Raw genomic sequence first — 19,828 nt, 5'->3', positions numbered from 1 at the left:
GGCTCGATCAACATTCCATCAGGGATGAGCTGTTCCTTGGCATGGCGATATTTATAGTTTTTAAAGGCGTGAGACTTTAAATGGTGCTCGGGAGTTCAATCGCGTCCCAATCCCATGTCCTCGAATTTCATTCGAACGTCGTTCAAAAGGACATCGTGATAGATTGTGTTGCGATTTGAGAACTGCATCGACTCCTCTACTGCGAGTAGTCGTTTTCCTTTGAGGCCAAGAGTCCATGTACTTGTCCCATCGTCCAAAGGAACTGAGCGACGGATGACGGTTCCATGATCTAATGCTCGTAGACGTCTGAGTGCCGTGGTCTTTGCGATTGATTGGAAGTGAAGTCGGATCACTTGGGGTGTTGAAAGAACACCGTATTTCTTAAGATTTTCCAAGAGCAACAGGTCTCTTGGTTGAAGGATCATGTTAAAATTTAGCTCGATTCATGTGTAACCTCCTAGGTTGATTATGTTTGCATTTGGTTCCTCTCGTAAAAAGCCATTAGAAGATGATAACGATTTTAAAATTGGCAAGGTCACTAAGAAAAAATAAAGGCGCGGTTTTTTTAAGCCAGCGCCTTCTAATCAAAATTTTGTAAAAGAATCTAGGGACATTGTTAAAAGTAAAAGACCTACTCTTGATCCGGTCCCATAATAAGCTCATGCTTCTCAAGATACTGCATAATTACCTTACGAACTGCAAAATCCTGGTGTGATAACATGACGGACTTCATCACATTCAATCCTAAATAAGTTCTTTCGCTTTCGAAGGCATTGAGTGCCTTTTGAGCTTCAGTAACATTGGAGCTAACTTTAAGCATTTGAAGGATTTTTGTAACTCGAACTTCTTTGGAACCATTCAAATAGTCTTCAATACCAAATTTTGCATTAATCATTTGAATCGGTCTTGCAATCCCGGGGGAACCACTTTCACCCGCTTCGACAATTCCTGCGTTGCTGACAAGACCTACTACTTTTTGGGTCGCCTTATTAAGCATAGCGCTGCCTGAAGCTCCACCAGAAAGATAAACGCTCGTTGAATATCCTAAATCGAACGTACCCACCAGTTTACCGAAAGAATATGTTAAAGGCGTGGTTTCACGAGTTTGCCCTCTATCTGCAGGGTATCCTAAAGTCATTAGATCGGCATCTACCTCTTTATCCTCGATTTCTAACTTCTGAATCTTCATCTCCGCTGGCACGGAAATTTTAAAAAGTGCAAAGTCCATTGAGATATCCGTCACTAATAACTGTGCATCTACAACATAAACCGTGGATTGGTTTTCTGGGCTTACCTGTCTTAGCTCTGCTTTGCACTTATGCGTAGTCATGCACTTGGTGAGGCCAACAGCAACGTGGTTATTGGTTAGCATAAGACCGTCATCACTGATAAAAAAACCAGTACCATGTGATGAACCACCGCCATGCAAAATAGATCCGCCTTCAGAATTAAGCAGCACCTGAACCGTTGATGATGATAGTCTCTTTAAATCACTTTCAACTTCAGAGATATCTTTGCGATCAGACTTATCTTCGGTTAATTGAAAAAAGTTATGCTTTTCTTGTGACAACTTACCAACAGTCGAAATTCTGATTGTTCGTATTTTCTCTTGCGGACTGCCTCCGGCATTCATTTTTGCGGTAAGCTGCAATAACATGAAATCTCGTTCAAGCTTTGTAACTTTAGTATTGCTTTCTATTTGGATGTCAGGAATTCGTGAATAAAATGCTTCATTAGCCTTTGTTGGCTTGAAGCGACCCGCAGTGGTGGTTCCCGCTGTCTGCGCCAGCTTCTTAAAGTTGCTGCTGGTTTCGCATTCTAATGAAGCCAAATTAATACAAATTCCAGCTGCCTCATTGGACATCATTGTTTCAAATTTTGACTTATACGAGCCGGAAGTACCGTCTAATTCAAAAATATCAAGGTAGCTCTTTTGCTGAATTCCATTTTCATCTAAAATATCGACTCGAATCATTTTATCAACGTAATTGAGAGTTGATTTTTGCAAAGTAGCCAATGACTCGTCAGCCTCAAGAGTCGCATCCTTTGCGATTTGCTCTATTTCATTTTGAGATTGTTCAAATGCACTTTTGATTTTTTCAACGTCAGCTTTATTGTCGGCATTGGTTTGATCGACAACTTTTTGAATGCTTGAATCAGTATTATTGTCTGTTTTTTTCGCGCAAGCGGAAGTAATTGTTGTTGCCGCTAGTAGTGCCAATAAAAGCTTATTTGATTTCATAGAAAAATCTCCGATCGGGGAAGATTGCCCTAAAACTCAAAAGTCGAATAGATGTCAGCTTTCTAACGGGAAAGGAGTTCATAAACGACTAAAGATTAGACACGTAACCAAATGGTTTTAAACCAGGGCGCTACCTTGAATACACTGACTTATCGTGCAAACCCCCCGAGCCCGCTTTTCGTGGGCATAGCCCACAAGGGTTCCCGGAAATCGGGGATGTGTTGGCGATGTCTTTTGGACATGAAGTACGGGGGGCCGGGGAGTCACTTTAAGATAATGACTTCACGGTTTTCCGCGGATATTCGGAGGCTTTTGCAATAGGCCGGCAGTCCTTGGCTTTTTTTGAATAGAGGATAGTCTATTTTTGAGGGCAGTTGTCCCCAAGCCAAAGTGCGCAGCTAAATTTTCAATTGTCCATTTTTCGACCCAACGCAAACGTGCCAGCTCCGCAGGATCGATCTTCCCTTTCACCCAGGTTTTCTCTATAAACGATTTAAACGTGAGAACCGGTGTTTCTACTAGATAACCGCCGCCTCCACCATTTAAATTTTCTTGGCATATCTGGTAACGGATTTGTCAGAGATCTCGGAAATGTTCTCGAGCATTTTTTAGGAGCTGGTTGAGCAATTCAAGTTGGTCTGTTCCGAATTTATCGATGAATCCGTTGTGGAGTGATTTCCACTTCTTTTGCGCTTCACTTACGACTTCTTTTCCTTTTGGTGTGAGCTCAACCAGTTTAGTGACGCCGTGATCTGCTGCCTTGGTTCGAATGAGCTTTCGTTTGGCGAGTAAATCCAGCGCACGATACAAAGTCGTCCTCTCCATATCCAAATGTTCTGCGAGTCTCATTTGCTCGATAGGTTCATAGCGCGAGATATTTACGAGAATCGAGTATTGAATGACGTTGACCCCCGAAGACTCAGTCGCGGAATCATAAGCCCTGCCAACTACGCGCGAAGCCATCTTGATGTTCGTGCAGACACACTGAATGGGTTGGAAGTCGTTTGCTTTGGCGTCACTTTGTTTCATTCTGGCCTCCGTTTCGAGTCAGGAACACTCCGAATAAAATCATTAATGCACCGATATACTGTGCTATTCCGATCTGCTCATTTGCGATCAATGCGCCCACCGCTAATGCGACGATCGGTGGAATATAAAACACTGATGAAGCAGTGATTGCGCCCAGTTTTTCGATGATCCTGTAATAGATGACAAAGGCAACACCGGTTCCTAGTAATCCCAATCCAAAAATCAGAGCGGCAAGTGCTTTTGGATGCTCGAAGATTTTCTCCGCCCCTTCGAATGGTACCACGATAGCGAGCATGATTGCGGCGGCAGCAGTTTGATAGCACGCCAGCGGCAGCGACCCAATGTTTAACGGTGTGATAAATTTGCGAGCGTAAATCATCGCGGCGGCATATCCGATTGAGCCTAAAAGCATAAAGCCTGCGCCAAATAAAGATTCACGAGCTGAGTAGTCTAGCAATCGATCTAAGTGAGCGATCAATGCGACACCAAAGAATCCTAAAATAAGACCCGAACACTTCCTGAGCGTCAGGCGATCGGTGGGCAAAAACAGAGATGCAAAAAGAGCGGTCATCAATGGAATCACGCCGCTGATCGCACCTGCTGAACCAGACGCGAGAAATTCCGTACCCTTGATGAATCCAAGATAAGGAATAACGACCGCGAGCAATCCCATGGCAATAAAATGCTTCGAGTGCTTGAGATGCTCGTATTTCAGTGCTCTGCGTAGCACTGCGAAGATGAGTATTGGTAGAAGCCCGAAAACCACACGCATCAAAGCGACCTGGGTCGGCGATATCACCTGAACGGCCATTTTCATGAACAAGAAATTGGTGCCCCAAAGCAGTCCTAAAATCCAATACAGAGCATAGTCGAAGCGAATCATTGCGCTGAATCCTTTAGTGATGTATATACATCATACATGAGGAAGTATATTTTTGCTATCAAATCATGCTTGTTATTTGCCGGAGTTCTTCTGACTTCAAGTTGGGCGAAGGCTGAGTCCTACTCGAATGCCAAAACTCAATACGTTGATGCTGCAGGTCTGCGAGTCGCCTATAGAGTCTTTGGTTCCGCGCAAGGTGTGCCACTCGTTTTGCTTATGCACACCCGCGGCAACATGGACAACTGGGATCCAAAGCTTCTCGATGTTTTAGCCATGGATCGTAAAGTCATTGCCTTTGACGGCCGTGGAGTTGGACTTACAAACGGTGAAACTCCCAATTCATTTGAAGCAATGGCGGATGATGCAGCTTTGTTCATAAAAGCGCTTGGTCTCTCTAAGGTCGATCTCCTTGGGTTTTCAATTGGTGGTGCTGTAGCACAGGAGCTTTTGATTCGTCACAACGATTTGATTCGGAAGGCGATCATCGCAGGATCAAGCGCTAAGGGTGGCGTCGGGGTGAATGATCTTTCGGAGAAATCTAAGTCGGTAAGCACAAAGAAGGAGTTTACGGACGAAGATATTCTCTACGCCTTTTTCGCGCCAAGCGAATCGAGCCAGAAGTTAGGTAGAGAGTTTCTTAGTCGGTTGAAAAAAAGAACTTCAGATCGCGACAAACCAGTTTCAATGCAAGCAGTTGCGGCACAGGCCGTTGCTCGAAAAGAATGGGGAGCTCCATTGAAAGTGCCAGATGAGCGGATGGCCGCGATTAAAAATCCAATTCTTGTTGCTAATGGCAAAGATGATATTCGCATGCCGACGATCAATTCCTACAATTTATTTAAACTGGCTCCAAAGGCTCAGTTGATCCTCTACCCAGACTCGGGTCATGGTTTCTTATTTCAGTATCCAGAGCTTTGTGGTGAGAATTTTACGGAGTTCCTCAATCAGAGCGTCTTCTGAGTCGGTTCGAGCTAAAGAGCGATTTTAATTGTCACAGACTCGGGTTCGACAATCGAAACTCCGAGTCCACCAATTTTTCAAAGAAAAATAATTGATAAGAACCTCCCCTTCGGGGAGCTACGGCTTCCATCCCTGTAACTTACAGGCCTGTTTAATCCACTTCACAAACTGTGCATCATCAAAACCGTCTTCATAAATATGGAGATATCGGGTGCCTTCGTGTTTTGCTTCCACGGGTGGAGGTGGCTTTAGTGATCCGCCATTGAAGAAAGTGACTTTCACGTACCTCGTAAAGACATGGAAACCTAAAAACCATCCCTTGCCTTCCATTCCATAAAAGGGCGAATTCCATTTCACAGCTTTATTTACTGTGGGAATATGATGCGTAATTAGTTTATCAAGATTGCGAGCAACTTCTTTTTTCCACCCAGGTACAGCTGAAATGTAATTTTGCACGGGTTCGTTGCCATCGCCTTTAGCAATTTGAGGATTTCCACCTGACAAAAGCTTTGGCTTCGGACTTTTGCGATTTACTTTTTTTGAAATCTTTTTTGCAGCCTTCTTTTTCATAGTGTCTTTAAATCTCACACGCTGGCGGTCCCATCATCAAATTAAATTATCGACTAAGTATGTAGCGTCATATGTCGGATCACTTGTGGGCGCGGGTTCAATTCCCGCAGGTGTTCCTGCGGGAATTTATACCGAAATGCTGTTACAGCTTATCCTGCTTGTAGGTCGCAGACTTCGAGATGTTTTCGTAGCTGTTGGCGATTTTGCGATTGAACGAGAAATTGATCACCAGTTTTTTATTCCAAATCTTGTCTGAGTCTTCGAACTTAATCTGACCGATGTTCAAAATCGTTTGATTGCCACTTTTGCTGATGAACTGTTTTGGTACCGGACCAGAGAACACGACTTTATCCCTTAAGATCAAGCGCACATAAGTGATTGTCACATGGAAAGAGTCAGTGACCATATCTGGTCTTGGTGAAATGGCCTGCACTTTGATCTTTGAATTTTTGCCCAGGCCTTCTTTGGTGATGCCAATGCGGGAGAACTCGTCGACTTTGTAAGCTTCTTTAATTGTCAGTGTATGCTCTGCCGCAGAGTCTGACCTTTCAGTAATCAGAATATCATTAGAGCTGACTTCGAAACCTACTTTGCCATTGCGAATGAAAGCAGAAACTTTGCCCGTGTGATCTGCTGGTTTGCGGGGTGCTTGCCACACGATCGCGACATTTTCAACGGCACGGCGAACGAATTCATAGTAGTTGTCATTCACTCGGGAGCCGGGAGCCAGGAATGAGCGGATGCCAGCTTTTGATGTGAAGAGATTCTCGGTCAGAACTGCGCGCACCGTTTGGTTCGTATTCAGTTTATTTACGGCAACTGAGGCGTCACTGTTTTCTTCCAAAAGGGCAGTTGCGGATTTAATGAGCGTGACCGATCCGCTGCTGCCATCATTACCATCGCTTCCACGTGAGCCATCGCGACCCGAGTGTCCGTCGTCGCAAGTAAAGCGGGGAGGTGGATCGCAACGGCGACACAGTTTTCCGTCTTTATCTGTGTAGTCATAACAACGTGGAGGCATTTCCCAATTTCTGTAATCGCAACGGCAGCCGCGGGATCCGCCACGCCCGCCATAGGATCCGCGTCCACCTTCGCCACCCTCAGAGATGATCAATATTTTTTTGAGTTGAGATATATCAGTATAATAAATGGTTGCATCACCGCCATGACCACCACTACCACCGTCACCACCGGCTCCACCGTCGCCTGCATTAGCTCCAAAAAGGTCTTCGGCGACACGGTCTTGACTGCAAAAGTAGGCGTCACCGCCGTCTGCACCAGGGTGACCATCACCACCGTCGCCACCGTTTAGATTGTATCTTCCACCCTGAGCGTTGGGAGCAAAGATAGTGACGTCGTCTCCGTTTCCACCGTAGTGGCCAGAGTTTCCGGTGCTTCCGTTTTGGCCAGGTCTGCCAAAACTTCCCGCCCATGTTGATGAGCAGATCAAAACGCTGCATAGCAAGGTAAAAAATCGATTCATTGTGATTCCCCTCAATAACGGAGCCATTTTGCTCCAAATTGTTTTCTGGAACTCACAAAGCAAGGGATATGCCACATGAAGTGAGGTCATTTCTTCACCGGCGTATGCGATATAAAAAAGGCCCCCAAATTGGGAGGCTTAAATTTTTTCAGTTGCAGTTTTTGTAGAAATTTAAAAAACCGCGTAGACGTTCAAATTATAACTTAAGTTATCATAAGAAAACGCGCGGGAATCTTCGCTTAGAACTGAGCCGCTGCCATCATTCAAGCCGGTGTCGCTGATCACTGCTGGATTGATGTAGAAAGCGTCGTAATAAAGATTCAAGCCCACTTCGTGGGAGCCTGTGTTTGCCATATCCAAATCCCAATTGCCTCGTTGCGCCTGGCTGGATCTGCCTGACACCGTGTACGCGTAGTACGGATTGATGTGGTCGTTCATTGTATAGATAAAGTACGGAGCCGCTTTCAGCTGATAGTATTCTGCATCCGCCCCGACAGCTTTGTTTGGATTGTTTTGGCTGTTCAGCAGCACTCGTGGAGACAGGTAAGCTGCCATCGTGAACTTCGGAGTGATTGTCCACTCGAAATAGTTATCAAGACGAATGCGACCCATTTCATGGTTTTCGCGAGCCACACTGTCAGTGGGGGCGTAATATCTAAGATCAATAAGTGCAGCACTTGAGCCCATAAAACCAGTGGGTTTCAAAGCTGCGCACAGAACTGTTTCTGCCATTGCAGTTGCAGAGTCGCGGTGAAGTACGGCGTCACGACCACCCAAACGGTCACGGCTGGAGACGATTTGAAAATGCTGACGAAGCTCCAGCTCCCAAAGTTTTGAAGGGGCGTAGCGAGCGCCGACAAAATTGTAGGAAGTAATGTTTCCTGAGTCGGTGCTGCGGTTGTCTGCTTCGTAGTTGTAGTTTTCAGAACCCAGAGTGAAGTGCCATGGATTTTCTTGTTTTGGAGCGGTGGTCGAGATGCTGTTATTGGCTGCGGATACGGAAGATGTTTGCGTTGGATTTGAAATCTTGGTCGTTGATGTAGAAGTCTCTTGTGCAAGAACCTGCGCGCAAAACAAAGTCGCAATCGCTAATAGCATTGTCTTCATTGATCCCCCTCAAATGTAGATGGGACAATGATTTCAGGAGGTAGTTAATAGGTCAAAACAATTAGCTGACGCGGATTCACATTTGTTTATTCCTGAGGTCGGATGTCCGCGGCAGAACAGCTACACCGTTACCTCCATTTTTAAAAACGGGCGAGGTTTACTCTTTGTCGGCATTGGTTTCCCAGCAGCCTTACGCGTAAAAATAAAGTCTAAGCTCATTTAAGAGCGCTTCAGCTGCTGGATGACCTGATCCAAAGTGCTTAAAAACTTGGAGCGGTCTTTCTTGTCCATGGGCGCGGGGCCGCCGCGGACTTCTCCCATGTGACGTAGGTTTTGCATAAGTTCGCGTGTTGCAACGGCGCCACCGATGCTGTCCTCGGTGAATTCAATGCCTTTTGTTCCAATGGCGCGCACTTGATTCTTTATGCATCGTTCTGCCAGCAGGATATCGGCGGTTATGACGATGTCACCTTTTTGTGCGTGCTCCACAATCCAATCATCGGCTGCATCGAAGTCACTGGAGGCAACGACCATCTCGATCCGTGAGCTTTGCGGAATATTCAGGTACTTGTTGGCCACAACAAAGACTTTCAGTTGATAGCGTTCCGCTACTTTGTAAATTTCCTCTTTAACGGGGCAGCCATCGGCATCGATATAGATATTCAGCATGCACCAATAATTGTTTCAAATGACTGACGGGTCAATTTGAGTTTGGACCTAGACCTTTGTCGCGAAAAGCACCCCTAACCCCCGTAGATTTCTTCTCATCTATAAAAACCTGGCCTAAAGTATTGGGGAATTACCAATATCGGAGGAATCCATGGGCAGTGTTGTTTCATTTATCAATCAAAAGGGCGGAGTTGCGAAAACGACGACAGCTATCAATGTGTCAGCACAATGGGCGAAAGAGGGTAAGAAAATCCTTTTGATCGACTTGGATCCACAATCCTCTGCAACTCGCGCGATCTTTGGTGACATGAATTTTGAAAACACAATCTTTGATGTGCTGACGGGTGAACTTGAGGCCCAGGATGCCATCGTTCAATCAGAAGCTTTCGGCATCGATGTGATCCCTGCTGAAATCATGTTGAGCGGTATTGAAATTCACATGGCCACTAAATTCGGCCGTGAAAGCATTCTAAAAAGAGCTTTGGCTGAAATCAAAGACAACTATGATATCGTCGTGATTGATTGTTCACCATCTTTGGGTCTTTTGACTGTGAACGCCTTGATCGCCTCCAAAGACATCGTAATCCCAATTTGCCCGGAGTACTTCTCTTTGAAGGGCATCGATTTGATCCTGGATACTTTGAAACACATCCACACGGGCCTTGGTCACAAGATCGACGTTCGTGGAATTATCATCTCCAAGTACCGCAATCGCCGTATTGTGGAAAAAGTGATCAACGACCTGCGCACAATCTACACGATTCCGGTATTCAATAACTATATCCCTGAATCCATCGTCGTTGAGGAAGCCCATCACAATCATCAGCCAATGTTGCAATACTCGCCAAAAAATCCGGCGGGCATGGCGTTGGCTAATCTGGCAGCGGAAATGTGGGTTTGAGCACCATCAATCCACTCTTCGTAGACTCAACAAAGCCTATTGGTGATAAAGTCGTCACCAACGTGGAACTTTTGGCTGTAACTTTGCAGCCAGGGGAGTCACTATTCTTTGAACTGACTGATGAGTTTGGTTTCGAGCAGAGATACGAGATGAAGAAGCTTGAAACAAAAAAGTCGGTAAAGTACACCACCGAAGTTTGGCTTAAGTATCAACATCAAATTCAGTACCGTTTCCTGGTAGTCGCTGAGGGTGCTGAAGTGCAGACCTCTATGATGCGCGAAATCTGTGCGGGACATATTATCTCTGAAAAATGGGAGACCTGTGCTGCTGGTGAATTTGCCAAAACCAGAAAGGCAAAGCGTAAACCCGCGCAGACGGCCACTCCCAAGGAGAAGAACGCAGCGCCAGTGATAAAGGCGACCGCAGCAAAACCTCTTTGTGAACCACATATTCTAAGTCAGATTAAATCGCTGTTTGATGATCTTCTTTAGTCGGGACTATTGTTTCCGAGCTAGGGGGAGAAGTATGACGAACGAATCGAACAGTTCTTATTGGTGCAGTTCATTTATGGCGGGAAGGACATCCCGAGAACAGAGGATTCTGGCTGGGAAAACCATTTTGGGGCAAGGGCTACATGACTGAAGCGGTTGAGCCGGTGATGAACTATGCCTTTAATGAATTGGGTTTTGATAAACTTGTCTTTGCAAATGCGGTTGGTAATTTGAAATCACGCAGAATCAAAGAGAAAACCGGCGCACGGTTAATCAGTGTAAGTCCCGCAAATTTCGTGAATCCAAAATATATCGAGCACGAGATTTGGGAACTTACAAAGAAAGAGTGGGCGCAGCGGCGCCCTTAACCCACGATGGCGGCTAATGTCTGTGATGGAATAAGAACAGACTCTGTTTGTGATGAAACTCATAACTCTGTTAGGCTTAAAATATGACTGAATTATTTTATGTGGCACTTTTTGTAATAGGTACCTTGCTAATTTACTTTCGGCCAAGCGCAAAGCTATTGCGCATACCAATTTACTGGGACATCGGCGCAGGCTCCTTGCTGTTGGTGGTTTGTTTAATATATGTGATGAATACTTATGTGGTAGAGCGAGAGATTGAAGAAAGTGTTGCTAAGCAACCTTGCGGTGCAACCAGTCCACAAGGTGTTTGCTATAATTTAAGTCGTGAAGTCTGTGAGACGGCTTGGAATAGTGCGGATCAATCATGCCGAGAAGAAGCAGCTCCGGTATTAAAGGAGCGCCCTGGTGCATTGATTGGTCCCATGGTGAATCGCTGTAAGGCTCGTAGAATGGATAAAATTCTTCGCTACAATCGAATCAAAGAAGATAATCCACTCTGCCGGGCCTATTTCAGATACGTTGACGAGAAGAACTAGCGCATTACATCCTGAGCCCATTTTACGCTGGCATCAGCGACTTTCTCCCAACCCGGTTCTGCGATCAAATAGTGTGAGACACCAGCAAAGGATTTAAAGTCAGTTCTGCTTGGAGATTTCGCCTGCTTTCTGTAATTGGCCTCAACCATGGCCGGTGCAGTGGTTCTGTCATCTTCGCCAGCAATAATCAGCAGAGGTTGTTTGCGATGTTTTACGTCCACGTGAGTGCCAATTCCTGTGGCTGCTTGAAAGAAGATTTTTCCTGGCGCAGGCACTACGAATTTCTTGTAGTCCGCATCTCTTTGCTCAGCGGGAGCAGTGTTGGCAAAATTTTTGTCGAACGCTTCTTTAGTAAGGATGTAGGGCTTTCTCCAGCCAGCGAATCTTAACAGACCCGGCAATGCTGAAGTCAGTGATCTTGTGTCAGGTATAACACCGGCAATAGGTGCGGGATCTATACAAATACCGGCCGATCCAAGTCCACGATCCAACAGAAGCTGCACAAGCAGGCCACCCATTGAATGCCCTACCAAGAGTGGTGGTTCGGGAAGAGCACGAATGATACCTTCCAAATGATCCGCTATTTTTTTAAACGACAGAGCACCGAATTCTGAATCGGGGTGGGCGCGCAGTTCCTCTATTGATTTATCCATCAGTGGCCAAGTAGGAGTGATGACATTAAATCCCTGTTCTTCAAAATACTTCTTAAAACCATCCCAAGAAATAGGTGTCATCCAAGCGCCATGAATAAGTACAACTGTTTTTCCGTTTGAGTTTCCCATAAGTTCTCCTTTATCTTTTCCGGCTCAATTGCCGGGTACAGATAAAGAATCTCATGAACAAGAGACCAGAACCATTGGCGGAAGTGACAGAAATAATGCCAAAACCGCCAATTATATGTTGTTGGACAATGAGCCCTTCCAGTGGCGAGTTGAGATTATAGTTTATCTGTCATTCATTCCCAGACCTTTAAGAATATTGGGAGTGTATTTCTCAATGCGCGCGATTCTGGTGGCGGGTTGCTTCGCAGATGCAAAATGCATCAGATACAAACGCTGCCGACCCGGCGTCAGGCTTTGGAATGCTTTTTTAAGCTTACTGTCCTTTGTAAGAGCCTGCTTAAATTCAGCAGGCATTTCAACCGGATCAGCAGGCTTGCGAGTGACCTTCGCACCTGTCTCTTCGATGCGAATGGCCTGTTTAATGAAGGTCTTTGTCGCTGTCTTCATTTTTTTCACTTCAGCAGAGGAAGTGAACTCCAAGCGTCGGGCTGTTTGCGAGTTCTGTCCCGGGGCTTTTAATAACTTTTTTGGATCTTTAAGAAGTACGCCTTTAAAGAACATCAATGCGCAGGAATCTTTGAAGTTTTGAATGATCGCAATGTTATTTCCGGCATTGGTGTAGCAAGGCAGTCGCCATTTAAATTCCTCAATAAGACCGCTCTCCAAAACGAGGGCTCTTATTTGGGAGACTTCATCCTGCCACTTTTTTAATGATTTTATATAGCTGTCAACTTTGGCTTTCTCTGTTTTTGCTGCCATTTCGGTTCCTTTATCTCATGTGGAATTTATGTCGGTATTCCCCAGGGGTCAGCCCCATCACTTTGTGAAAAACCTTACGGAATGCCCCGGGATCCTCATAGCCAACATCCCAGGCAATCTGCTCTACATTCTTCTTGGTAAATTCTAATAACTCACGGGCCTTGGAGACACGAAGTTTTTGACAATAGGCTGTCGGGTTCAGACCTGTGGCTTTGTTAAATCTTCGTAGAAAAGTTCTTTCAGAGAGCCCGGACTTGTCAGCCAAGACTGTAATATTTAGCTCGTTCTTGGTATTCTTTTGCAGCCAATGTTGGGCCTTTAAAATGCTTTCGTCACCGTGATTCATAACCGGGGTAAAGTGGCTGTAGTGCCTCTGTTCGCGACCGTTAGGGTCGACAAGAAGGAATTGTGCGGTTTGAATCATGATGGTTGGGCCGAGCAATCTATCAACAAGGCTAAGTCCCAAGTCAACCCAAGCCATCAAACCCCCAACAGTGATAATGTCACCATCATCGATGAGAATTTTGTCGGTATCCACCAGGGTCTTCGGGAACCTTTGTTTAAACTGATCGTTAAAGAACCAATGAGTGGTGGTCGGTCTGCCGTCGAGCAAACCGGTTTCGCCGAGAAGGAACGCTCCAGAGCATATTGAACAGATGATGGAGCCTTTGCTGTGCCCTTTAAGGATCCACGGTGTCCATGTTTTGGAATCTTCCGCAGAAATTATATTGTTCAGACTTGGTGGAATAATAATGAAATCCGGATCGCTTTTCTTGCCCTCTGGGTGAGTGTCAGAAACGCATTCCATGGTCTGTGTTTTAGCAGAGGAGGTGCGCCACTGGGTGACTCGTACAATGTGGTGTTTATCCTGAGCAAACTTGACAGCATACAGGTTCGCGATTTGAAAAAGATCGAGTAATCCATTTACGGCGGATTGTTGGTGATAGGGTGACAACAGAATGGCAACTTCGGTCATTTGGCTTGATTTCATCATATGGCAATTTTGGCACTATTAATGTCATTTTAGCCAATCCTTTTTGCAATCGCGAAGGGCCATACTGGGTTCACAAACACAAAACATCCCAAAAGGAGCATTTATGAAGAATCTAGAGAACTCAAAGACACTAAAAGCGAAAACTCAGTATGCCGAAATCAACGAGTCAAAAAAAATTGCGTATCGAACATTTGGTGAGGGAAGCCCGATTATTCTGGCGAATCGATTCCGCGGGGATTTGGATTCCTGGGATCCGGCGTTTCTGGATTTTCTGGCTGAAAAACATCAGGTCGTAATTTTTCAATACAGCGGAACAGGATCTTCCACTGGAGCACAAGCTAAGACAAACATGGAAATGGCCCAGGATATCATTGATATCGCGGACTACTTAAAAATCGATAAATTTTCTGTCGGTGGCTGGTCGCAAGGTGGATTTGCGGCTCAAATCGTAATCACTGAATTTCCGGAAAGAATTCATCATGGGATTCTGATAGGGACACGTGTTCCGGGAAAAGAATCATCTCCGATTAAGGATATTTTCTTTGAGCATGCTCTAAAACCAGAGAATGACCTTCATGATGAAGTAGTTCTGTTCTTTAATCCTCAATACCCTGTAAGTGTAAAAGCTGCGGAGGAATCCCACGATCGTTTGGCAATGAGAAAATCCGATAGATCTTTGCCGATCACTCCGGATCAATACAAACAAATGGTGCAAGTGACTGGATTCAGAGAAGATACCTACGGTACATTTGAAAAGATGAAAAATACCAATGTCCCGGTTTTGTCCATCGTGGGCGAAGACGACATTTGTTTCCCTGCTGAGGATTGGTTCGCGATGAAAGGTAAATTGCCAACTGTACAAGTATTGCTACTGCCTTCTTCTGGCCACGGACCTCAACATCAGTATCCTGAGTTGTCAGCTTCGTACATCAACCAGTTTATTGATTTGAATTAGAGTTCTCTTTATATTTATTGCTTAGCGTGCCTTAGGGGCCTCGTCTGGTTATCAATCTTGAAGTCATCAAGTCATGATTTTGACTGCGTGTTGAAATTGGGATACGGATGGAGGCCTTAATGTGCAGGGGAATAAAGAGTGAGCGAAATTAAACTTAGCGAAACCCAAAAGTCATTCGTTGAAAGTAAATGGTTTGTGGTGTTGCTGGGGACTTTGACAGCGTTTGATCCATTGACGATCGATATGTATCTGCCGGCCTTTGGCGATATTCAAAAGAACTTTCAAACTACAATGTCCAACGTGGAGCTTTCGGTATCCACGTTTTTTATCGGCATGGCCTTTGGGCAGCTAATATATGGACCCCTAGCAGATCGATTCGGAAGACGATTGCCATTGCTTGGCGGAATGTTTGTTTATCTGCTGGCGACGATAGCATGTGCCTATGCTCCCAATATAGAAATCTTCATTGTTTGCCGCTTGTTGCAAGCCCTGGGTGGTTGTGCAGGGATGGTTGTGACCCGTGCCATTATTCGTGATCTTTTTGACAAACAGAGGGTGGCAGAGTTTTTGTCCAACATGGCTCTGGTAATGGGAATCGCACCCATCATCGCTCCGAGCTTGGGTGCTTTGATTAACGCTTCTATGGGCTGGCGTGCGATATTTCTAACTCTGGCAGGCGCGAATGTTTTGTGCATGATTTGTATATTTTTGTTCTTGCCAGAGACCAGTCACCATAGGGCTTTGAGTATCAGCCCCAAAGCTGTATTTAAAAGTTATATTGGATTGCTGAAAAGTCGACACTTCGTGGGCTATCTAATTCCCGATGCGGCGGTTCGCGCGGGCATGTTTGCTTATATTGCTGGTTCACCCTTTGTTTTCATTGAGTTGTTTAAGATTCCCTCATCTCAATACGGATTTATTTTTGGATTGAATGGGTTGGGACTAATGGCAGCTTCACAAATTAATCGCAGACTTCTTAGAAGATGGACACCTGAGGTGATTCTGCGTTGGAGTGTAAGGATTGCTGCCTTGGCTGCGGCATTCGTATTTGCTTGGACTTGGCTGGGGCTGGCGCCGGTGGTGGTGTTGATTTCACTGTTTATATTTTTGGCGACACTAAACTTTGTGGGGCCGAATTCTTTGGCTGGTGCATTGGCGTCCCAAGGTCATCAGGCGGGAACCGCCTCAGCCCTGTATGGTTGTCTGCAATGGTCGATGGCAAGTTTCTCTTCATTCCTGGTGAGTTCATTTCACAACGGAACAGCGTTTCCGATGACGGGGACCATTCTGTTTTGCGGCCTGCTTTCTGTGGTGGCTTTTCAAGTTTTAGTCAAGAATCCCAAAGTTTAGATTTGTCATTAATCTGATTTTCATATTTGAAATTGGAAAAGTGAGCGGTTCGGATTGAGTATTTACTTTTATGTGAAGAACAGAACATAAATACTCAAAGGAGACCTTCATGTCTGAACCACGCAGTGAGAGTGAAAATCCCGTCATACCGGCACCGAAACCAAAAACCAATATGCGACCACGCACCAATAAGGATTGGTGGCCGGATCAATTGGATCTTTCCGTGCTCCATCATCAATCACCCAAAGTAAATCCGATGGATAGGTCTTTTAAGTATAAAGACGAATTTAAAAAACTGGATGTCGAGGCACTTAAAAAAGACATGATGGATTTGATGACAGACTCTCAGGATTGGTGGCCGGCGGACTTTGGACATTATGGACCTTTGTTCATTCGCATGAGTTGGCATGCCGCCGGAACGTATCGCATTGAGGATGGTCGCGGTGGAGGTGGTGATGGCGCACAGAGATTCGCGCCGTTAAACAGCTGGCCTGATAATGCCAGCTTGGATAAAGCACGCAGACTGCTGTGGCCGATCAAGAAAAAATATGGCAGACAAGTCTCCTGGGCGGATTTGTTGGTGTTTGCCGGCAATTGCGCTTTGGAATCGATGGGATTTAAAACCTTTGGCTTTGCCTTTGGCCGCGAAGATGTGTGGGAACCAGTGGAAGTATTCTGGGGGGCGGAAGACACGTGGCTTGGTGACGAACGCTACAGTGGTGATCGAAACTTGGCAAATCCCCTTGGTGCCGTTCAGATGGGTTTGATCTACGTGAATCCTGAAGGTCCTAATGGAAAACCGGATCCGAAGGCCTCGGCCCGGGATATTCGCGAGACATTCGCGCGCATGGCGATGAATGATGAAGAGACGGTGGCCTTGATTGCCGGGGGACACACATTCGGAAAAACCCACGGCGCAGCGAAAGCTGATCACGTAGGGCCCGAGCCAGAAGGTTGTCCTTTCCACATGCAGGGACTGGGCTGGAAAAACTCTTATAAAACTGGAAAAGGTCCTGACACCATCACGAGCGGCCTTGAAGGTTCATGGACCAGTACTCCGACGAAGTGGGGAAACGGATTCTTTGATAATTTGCATAAATATGAATGGGAACTTACTAAGAGCCCTGCAGGCGCTCATCAGTGGATCCCCAAGGATAAATCCGCTCACAACCTGGTGCCGGATGCACATGATTCCAGTAAGAAGCATCCGCCAACGATGTTGACCTCTGATCTTGCCTTGTTGGCAGATACATCTTACGTGAAAATTTCCAAACACTATCACGAGAACCCCAAGGAGTTTGCGGATGCTTTTGCAAAAGCCTGGTACAAGCTTTTACATCGCGATATGGGTCCGATTTCTCGTTATTGGGGTCCATGGGTTGCGCCTGCGCAGTTGTGGCAGGATCCGGTGCCAGCAGTCGATCACAAACTCATCGATGAAAACGACATAAAGGATTTGAAAAAGAGAATTCTGGATTCGGGCATCAGCAATTCGCGTTTGATTGCGACGGCTTGGGCGGCAGCGGGATCTTTCCGTGGCACCGACAAGCGTGGCGGGGCAAATGGCGGGCGCTTGCGTTTGTCTCCGCAGCGCGAATGGGAAGTGAACGAGCCTAAAGAGTTGGCCGGAGTGTTGAGCTCCTTGGAAAAGATTCAGGCAGATTTCAATAAATCCTCCTCTGGTGGCAAAAAAGTCTCCTTGGCGGATCTAATTGTGCTGGGTGGGTGTGCAGCGGTAGAGAGTTCTGCAAAAAAGGGCGGCGTGGATGTGACCGTGCCATTTGCACCGGGCCGTACTGATGCCACGCAAGAGCAAACGGATGCTCATTCTTTTGCGGTGCTTGAACCAAAAGCAGACGGTTTTAGAAACTTCTATCGAAAAGGTTTGCCACTATCGCCAGAGACCATGCTCTTGGACCGTGCAAATCTCTTAAGCCTGACTGCACCAGAAATGACTGTGCTATTGGGTGGCTTGCGTGTTCTGGATATGAATCATGGCGGGAGTCGCCATGGAGTTTTCACCGATAAACCGGGGACGCTGTCCAATGACTTCTTCGTGAATCTTTTGGATATGAATACGGTGTGGGATGAGCCCTCTAAGGATGGCGTCTATCAAGGAAAAGACCGCAATACCGGAAAAGCGAAGTGGACTGCAACTTCAGCGGATTTGGTATTTGGCTCCCATGCACAGTTAAGAGCATTTTCGGAAGTCTATGCTTGCAATGATGCCAAAGAGAAGTTCGTTAAGGATTTCGTCTGGGCTTGGAACAAAGTTATGAACGCGGATCGCTTTGATCTGGCTGATCGCGTATAAAGAAAATAAAAAAGGGTGCCTTTGATTAAGAGATCAGAGGCACCCTGAATACTAAATATGAAGATGTTGTGAATCGTACGGTTCAATGGAAGATCTGACTGGCGGTTCTGGTGTTTTTACCTTGTCTTCATTTCTCAGAGTCATTTGCAGAATATCCAAGATTCGCTCGGAGGCGCGACCATCGCCAAAGGGGTTCTTAGCCTGTGACATACTGTTGTATAAATCAGCAGAATCCAGAACATCAGTCGCAAGCTTTAAAAAGCGCATCTGTTCCAAAGGAATTAGTTTAGAAGTGCCTGCGACGATAGCTTCAGGACGCTCTGTTTTCTCTCTGGCGACAAGAATCGGTTTTCCTAAAGATGGCGCTTCTTCCTGAACACCACCGGAATCGGTGACAATCATGTGAGCTCGGTCCATCAGATAAATAAACGGCACATAGTCCACCGGCTCACAGAGCCAGACTTTATTCTCCGGATTGATGAAGCTGTTCTTATCGACCCACTGAGCCTGATTGCCAAAAATTTTAGCTGCTGATGCGCGCACCTGGGGATTCATGTGGAGTGGAATTAGCAGCTCCACATCCTCCCGTCGTGAAAGATCCAAAAGACCCTTCATGACTTCTTCCATGGGGGATCCAAAGGACTCACGACGGTGAACTGTGACCAAGATCATTTTTCTTTTCGGATTCAAGAACGCGTATTTTCCAGCGATGGCGTCTTGCATTTCCGGCGTCGCTGAAATTTTTCTTTTTACTTCAAAAAGCGCGTCGATTCCGGTGTTGCCAGTGACGTAGATGTTTTCAGCGGCATGGTGTTCGCGCAAAAGATTGTCGCGAGCGGTTTCGGTCGGTGCGAAGTGCACATTTGCAACCAAGGCTGTGCCTTTGCGATTAAATTCTTCCGGATATGGGGAGAGGATATCTCCAGAGCGCAGGCCGGCTTCAATATGGACGACCGCAATTTTGTGGTAAAAGGCAACAAGGCTTCCAATAAACCCGCTGGTTGTGTCACCTTGAACGACGACCGCATCCACTTTGTTCTCAAGCAAAATTTTATTCAAGCCAGACATCACGCCGGTGGAAATGTCAGTCAGGGACTGACCCGGGCGCATCAGATCCAGATCGAAATCCGGTTTGATACCGAAAAAGTCAAACAACGGGCGGATCATCTCGCGATGCTGTCCCGTTGAACAAACCAGAACTTTGTATCGTGGATCTTGTTGGGCTTTTAGGATGACTGGGGCGGTTTTGATAGCTTCAGGGCGTGTGCCAAAGACGAATAATAGTGTTTTCATGAACTAAAATTTATTTAGCAAAGTGCGAGGGAGCAAATTCCCATTGCGTAATTTCAACCTTTTAATCTATATGCAGCTGACGCAATCTACGGTGAGGTATTAATTATTTGTTTTTCCACATATCAATGGTGCATGATTCTTA

19 protein-coding genes and 1 pseudogene are annotated in these 19,828 nt (G+C 45.9%); 8 read left to right on the top strand and 12 right to left on the bottom strand.

The window, feature by feature from the left end:
* Window positions 1-197: 197 nt before the first annotated feature.
* The 4 genes and pseudogenes from ACLVWR_RS05390 to ACLVWR_RS05375 form a co-directional block, all read right to left on the bottom strand.
* A pseudogene (locus tag ACLVWR_RS05390) lies at window positions 198-425 on the bottom strand (replication-relaxation family protein); the annotation flags it as partial.
* 206 nt (window positions 426-631) lie between these two features.
* Entirely contained in the window at window positions 632-2,242 is a 1,611-nt protein-coding gene (locus tag ACLVWR_RS05385) for a S1 family peptidase (RefSeq protein WP_413582865.1), read from the bottom strand.
* Window positions 2,243-2,818: 576 nt separating this feature from the next.
* A complete protein-coding gene (locus ACLVWR_RS05380) occupies window positions 2,819-3,271 on the bottom strand; it encodes a MarR family winged helix-turn-helix transcriptional regulator (RefSeq protein ID WP_413582864.1) in 453 nt (150 codons plus the stop codon).
* Window positions 3,258-4,154, bottom strand: a complete 897-nt coding sequence (locus ACLVWR_RS05375; protein ID WP_413582863.1) for a DMT family transporter — start codon at window positions 4,152-4,154, stop codon at window positions 3,258-3,260. The genes ACLVWR_RS05380 and ACLVWR_RS05375 overlap by 14 nt, the downstream gene beginning before the upstream one ends.
* A gap of 69 nt (window positions 4,155-4,223) precedes the next feature.
* Between ACLVWR_RS05375 and ACLVWR_RS05370 the strand changes: the two genes are divergently transcribed.
* Entirely contained in the window at window positions 4,224-5,114 is an 891-nt protein-coding gene (locus tag ACLVWR_RS05370; RefSeq protein ID WP_413582862.1) for an alpha/beta fold hydrolase, read from the top strand.
* A gap of 117 nt (window positions 5,115-5,231) precedes the next feature.
* On the opposite strand, the gene ACLVWR_RS05365 is transcribed toward ACLVWR_RS05370, so the two are convergent.
* The 4 genes from ACLVWR_RS05365 to ACLVWR_RS05350 all read right to left on the bottom strand — a co-directional run bounded on the left by ACLVWR_RS05365 (window position 5,232) and on the right by ACLVWR_RS05350 (window position 8,943).
* The gene (locus ACLVWR_RS05365; protein WP_413582861.1) at window positions 5,232-5,684 is read right to left on the bottom strand and encodes a DUF1801 domain-containing protein; all 453 of its coding nucleotides are present in this window, start codon (window positions 5,682-5,684) and stop codon (window positions 5,232-5,234) included.
* Between the two features lie 142 nt (window positions 5,685-5,826).
* Window positions 5,827-7,167: a hypothetical protein gene (locus ACLVWR_RS05360; protein ID WP_413582860.1), complete on the bottom strand. Its 1,341-nt coding sequence runs from the start codon at window positions 7,165-7,167 to the stop codon at window positions 5,827-5,829.
* Window positions 7,168-7,338: 171 nt separating this feature from the next.
* Window positions 7,339-8,274: a hypothetical protein gene (locus ACLVWR_RS05355; RefSeq protein ID WP_413582859.1), complete on the bottom strand. Its 936-nt coding sequence runs from the start codon at window positions 8,272-8,274 to the stop codon at window positions 7,339-7,341.
* A 219-nt stretch (window positions 8,275-8,493) separates the two neighbouring features.
* A complete protein-coding gene (locus tag ACLVWR_RS05350; RefSeq protein WP_413582858.1) occupies window positions 8,494-8,943 on the bottom strand; it encodes a YaiI/YqxD family protein in 450 nt (149 codons plus the stop codon).
* 151 nt (window positions 8,944-9,094) lie between these two features.
* Here ACLVWR_RS05350 and ACLVWR_RS05345 point away from each other — a divergent pair, with 151 nt between their 5' ends.
* From ACLVWR_RS05345 to ACLVWR_RS05330, 4 genes are all read left to right on the top strand, one after another.
* Window positions 9,095-9,844 (top strand): ParA family protein, encoded by a 750-nt coding sequence (locus ACLVWR_RS05345; protein WP_413582857.1) that lies wholly within the window; start codon window positions 9,095-9,097, stop codon window positions 9,842-9,844.
* Window positions 9,841-10,335, top strand: a complete 495-nt coding sequence (locus tag ACLVWR_RS05340; protein WP_413582856.1) for a hypothetical protein — start codon at window positions 9,841-9,843, stop codon at window positions 10,333-10,335. The genes ACLVWR_RS05345 and ACLVWR_RS05340 overlap by 4 nt, the downstream gene beginning before the upstream one ends.
* A gap of 59 nt (window positions 10,336-10,394) precedes the next feature.
* Complete coding sequence (locus ACLVWR_RS05335) at window positions 10,395-10,703, top strand: GNAT family N-acetyltransferase (RefSeq protein ID WP_413583483.1); 309 nt, start codon at window positions 10,395-10,397, stop codon at window positions 10,701-10,703.
* A 158-nt stretch (window positions 10,704-10,861) separates the two neighbouring features.
* A complete protein-coding gene (locus ACLVWR_RS05330) occupies window positions 10,862-11,239 on the top strand; it encodes a hypothetical protein (protein ID WP_413582855.1) in 378 nt (125 codons plus the stop codon).
* Here ACLVWR_RS05330 and ACLVWR_RS05325 read toward each other — a convergent pair.
* The 3 genes from ACLVWR_RS05325 to ACLVWR_RS05315 form a co-directional block, all read right to left on the bottom strand.
* A complete protein-coding gene (locus ACLVWR_RS05325; RefSeq protein WP_413582854.1) occupies window positions 11,236-12,021 on the bottom strand; it encodes an alpha/beta hydrolase in 786 nt (261 codons plus the stop codon). The two genes, ACLVWR_RS05330 and ACLVWR_RS05325, sit on opposite strands and share 4 nt — an antisense overlap.
* A 162-nt stretch (window positions 12,022-12,183) precedes the next feature.
* Window positions 12,184-12,780 carry a YdeI/OmpD-associated family protein gene (locus ACLVWR_RS05320; protein ID WP_413582853.1) on the bottom strand — a complete coding sequence of 199 codons (597 nt, stop codon included), beginning with the start codon at window positions 12,778-12,780 and terminating at the stop codon, window positions 12,184-12,186.
* A 10-nt stretch (window positions 12,781-12,790) separates the two neighbouring features.
* Window positions 12,791-13,774 (bottom strand): GlxA family transcriptional regulator, encoded by a 984-nt coding sequence (locus ACLVWR_RS05315; RefSeq protein ID WP_413582852.1) that lies wholly within the window; start codon window positions 13,772-13,774, stop codon window positions 12,791-12,793.
* 103 nt (window positions 13,775-13,877) lie between these two features.
* Between ACLVWR_RS05315 and ACLVWR_RS05310 the strand changes: the two genes are divergently transcribed.
* From ACLVWR_RS05310 to katG, 3 genes are all read left to right on the top strand, one after another.
* Complete coding sequence (locus tag ACLVWR_RS05310; protein WP_413582851.1) at window positions 13,878-14,729, top strand: alpha/beta fold hydrolase; 852 nt, start codon at window positions 13,878-13,880, stop codon at window positions 14,727-14,729.
* Between the two features lie 138 nt (window positions 14,730-14,867).
* Window positions 14,868-16,079 (top strand): multidrug effflux MFS transporter, encoded by a 1,212-nt coding sequence (locus ACLVWR_RS05305; RefSeq protein WP_413582850.1) that lies wholly within the window; start codon window positions 14,868-14,870, stop codon window positions 16,077-16,079.
* A gap of 109 nt (window positions 16,080-16,188) precedes the next feature.
* Window positions 16,189-18,393: a catalase/peroxidase HPI gene (gene katG / locus ACLVWR_RS05300; RefSeq protein ID WP_413582849.1), complete on the top strand. Its 2,205-nt coding sequence runs from the start codon at window positions 16,189-16,191 to the stop codon at window positions 18,391-18,393.
* A gap of 51 nt (window positions 18,394-18,444) precedes the next feature.
* Here the strand turns inward: katG and wecB are convergent, their stop codons facing one another.
* Entirely contained in the window at window positions 18,445-19,686 is a 1,242-nt protein-coding gene (gene wecB / locus ACLVWR_RS05295; RefSeq protein ID WP_413582848.1) for a non-hydrolyzing UDP-N-acetylglucosamine 2-epimerase, read from the bottom strand.
* Window positions 19,687-19,828: the final 142 nt, after the last annotated feature.

The organism is Bdellovibrio sp. HCB288 (assembly GCF_047305935.1).
Taxonomy (GTDB): domain Bacteria; phylum Bdellovibrionota; class Bdellovibrionia; order Bdellovibrionales; family Bdellovibrionaceae; genus Bdellovibrio.
Note: the sequence above shows the minus strand (reverse complement) of the source record. Positions and strands in the feature narration are given on the sequence as shown.

Coding starts and splice junctions, on each gene's coding strand:
- ACLVWR_RS05385 (WP_413582865.1), bottom strand. CDS start 2,242: ATGAAATCAAATAAGCTTTTATTGGCACTACTAGCGGCAACAACAATT.
- ACLVWR_RS05380 (WP_413582864.1), bottom strand. CDS start 3,271: ATGAAACAAAGTGACGCCAAAGCAAACGACTTCCAACCCATTCAGTGT.
- ACLVWR_RS05375 (WP_413582863.1), bottom strand. CDS start 4,154: ATGATTCGCTTCGACTATGCTCTGTATTGGATTTTAGGACTGCTTTGG.
- ACLVWR_RS05365 (WP_413582861.1), bottom strand. CDS start 5,684: ATGAAAAAGAAGGCTGCAAAAAAGATTTCAAAAAAAGTAAATCGCAAA.
- ACLVWR_RS05360 (WP_413582860.1), bottom strand. CDS start 7,167: ATGAATCGATTTTTTACCTTGCTATGCAGCGTTTTGATCTGCTCATCA.
- ACLVWR_RS05355 (WP_413582859.1), bottom strand. CDS start 8,274: ATGAAGACAATGCTATTAGCGATTGCGACTTTGTTTTGCGCGCAGGTT.
- ACLVWR_RS05350 (WP_413582858.1), bottom strand. CDS start 8,943: ATGCTGAATATCTATATCGATGCCGATGGCTGCCCCGTTAAAGAGGAA.
- ACLVWR_RS05345 (WP_413582857.1), top strand. CDS start 9,095: ATGGGCAGTGTTGTTTCATTTATCAATCAAAAGGGCGGAGTTGCGAAA.
- ACLVWR_RS05325 (WP_413582854.1), bottom strand. CDS start 12,021: ATGGGAAACTCAAACGGAAAAACAGTTGTACTTATTCATGGCGCTTGG.
- ACLVWR_RS05320 (WP_413582853.1), bottom strand. CDS start 12,780: ATGGCAGCAAAAACAGAGAAAGCCAAAGTTGACAGCTATATAAAATCA.
- ACLVWR_RS05315 (WP_413582852.1), bottom strand. CDS start 13,774: ATGATGAAATCAAGCCAAATGACCGAAGTTGCCATTCTGTTGTCACCC.
- ACLVWR_RS05310 (WP_413582851.1), top strand. CDS start 13,878: ATGAAGAATCTAGAGAACTCAAAGACACTAAAAGCGAAAACTCAGTAT.
- katG (WP_413582849.1), top strand. CDS start 16,189: ATGTCTGAACCACGCAGTGAGAGTGAAAATCCCGTCATACCGGCACCG.
- wecB (WP_413582848.1), bottom strand. CDS start 19,686: ATGAAAACACTATTATTCGTCTTTGGCACACGCCCTGAAGCTATCAAA.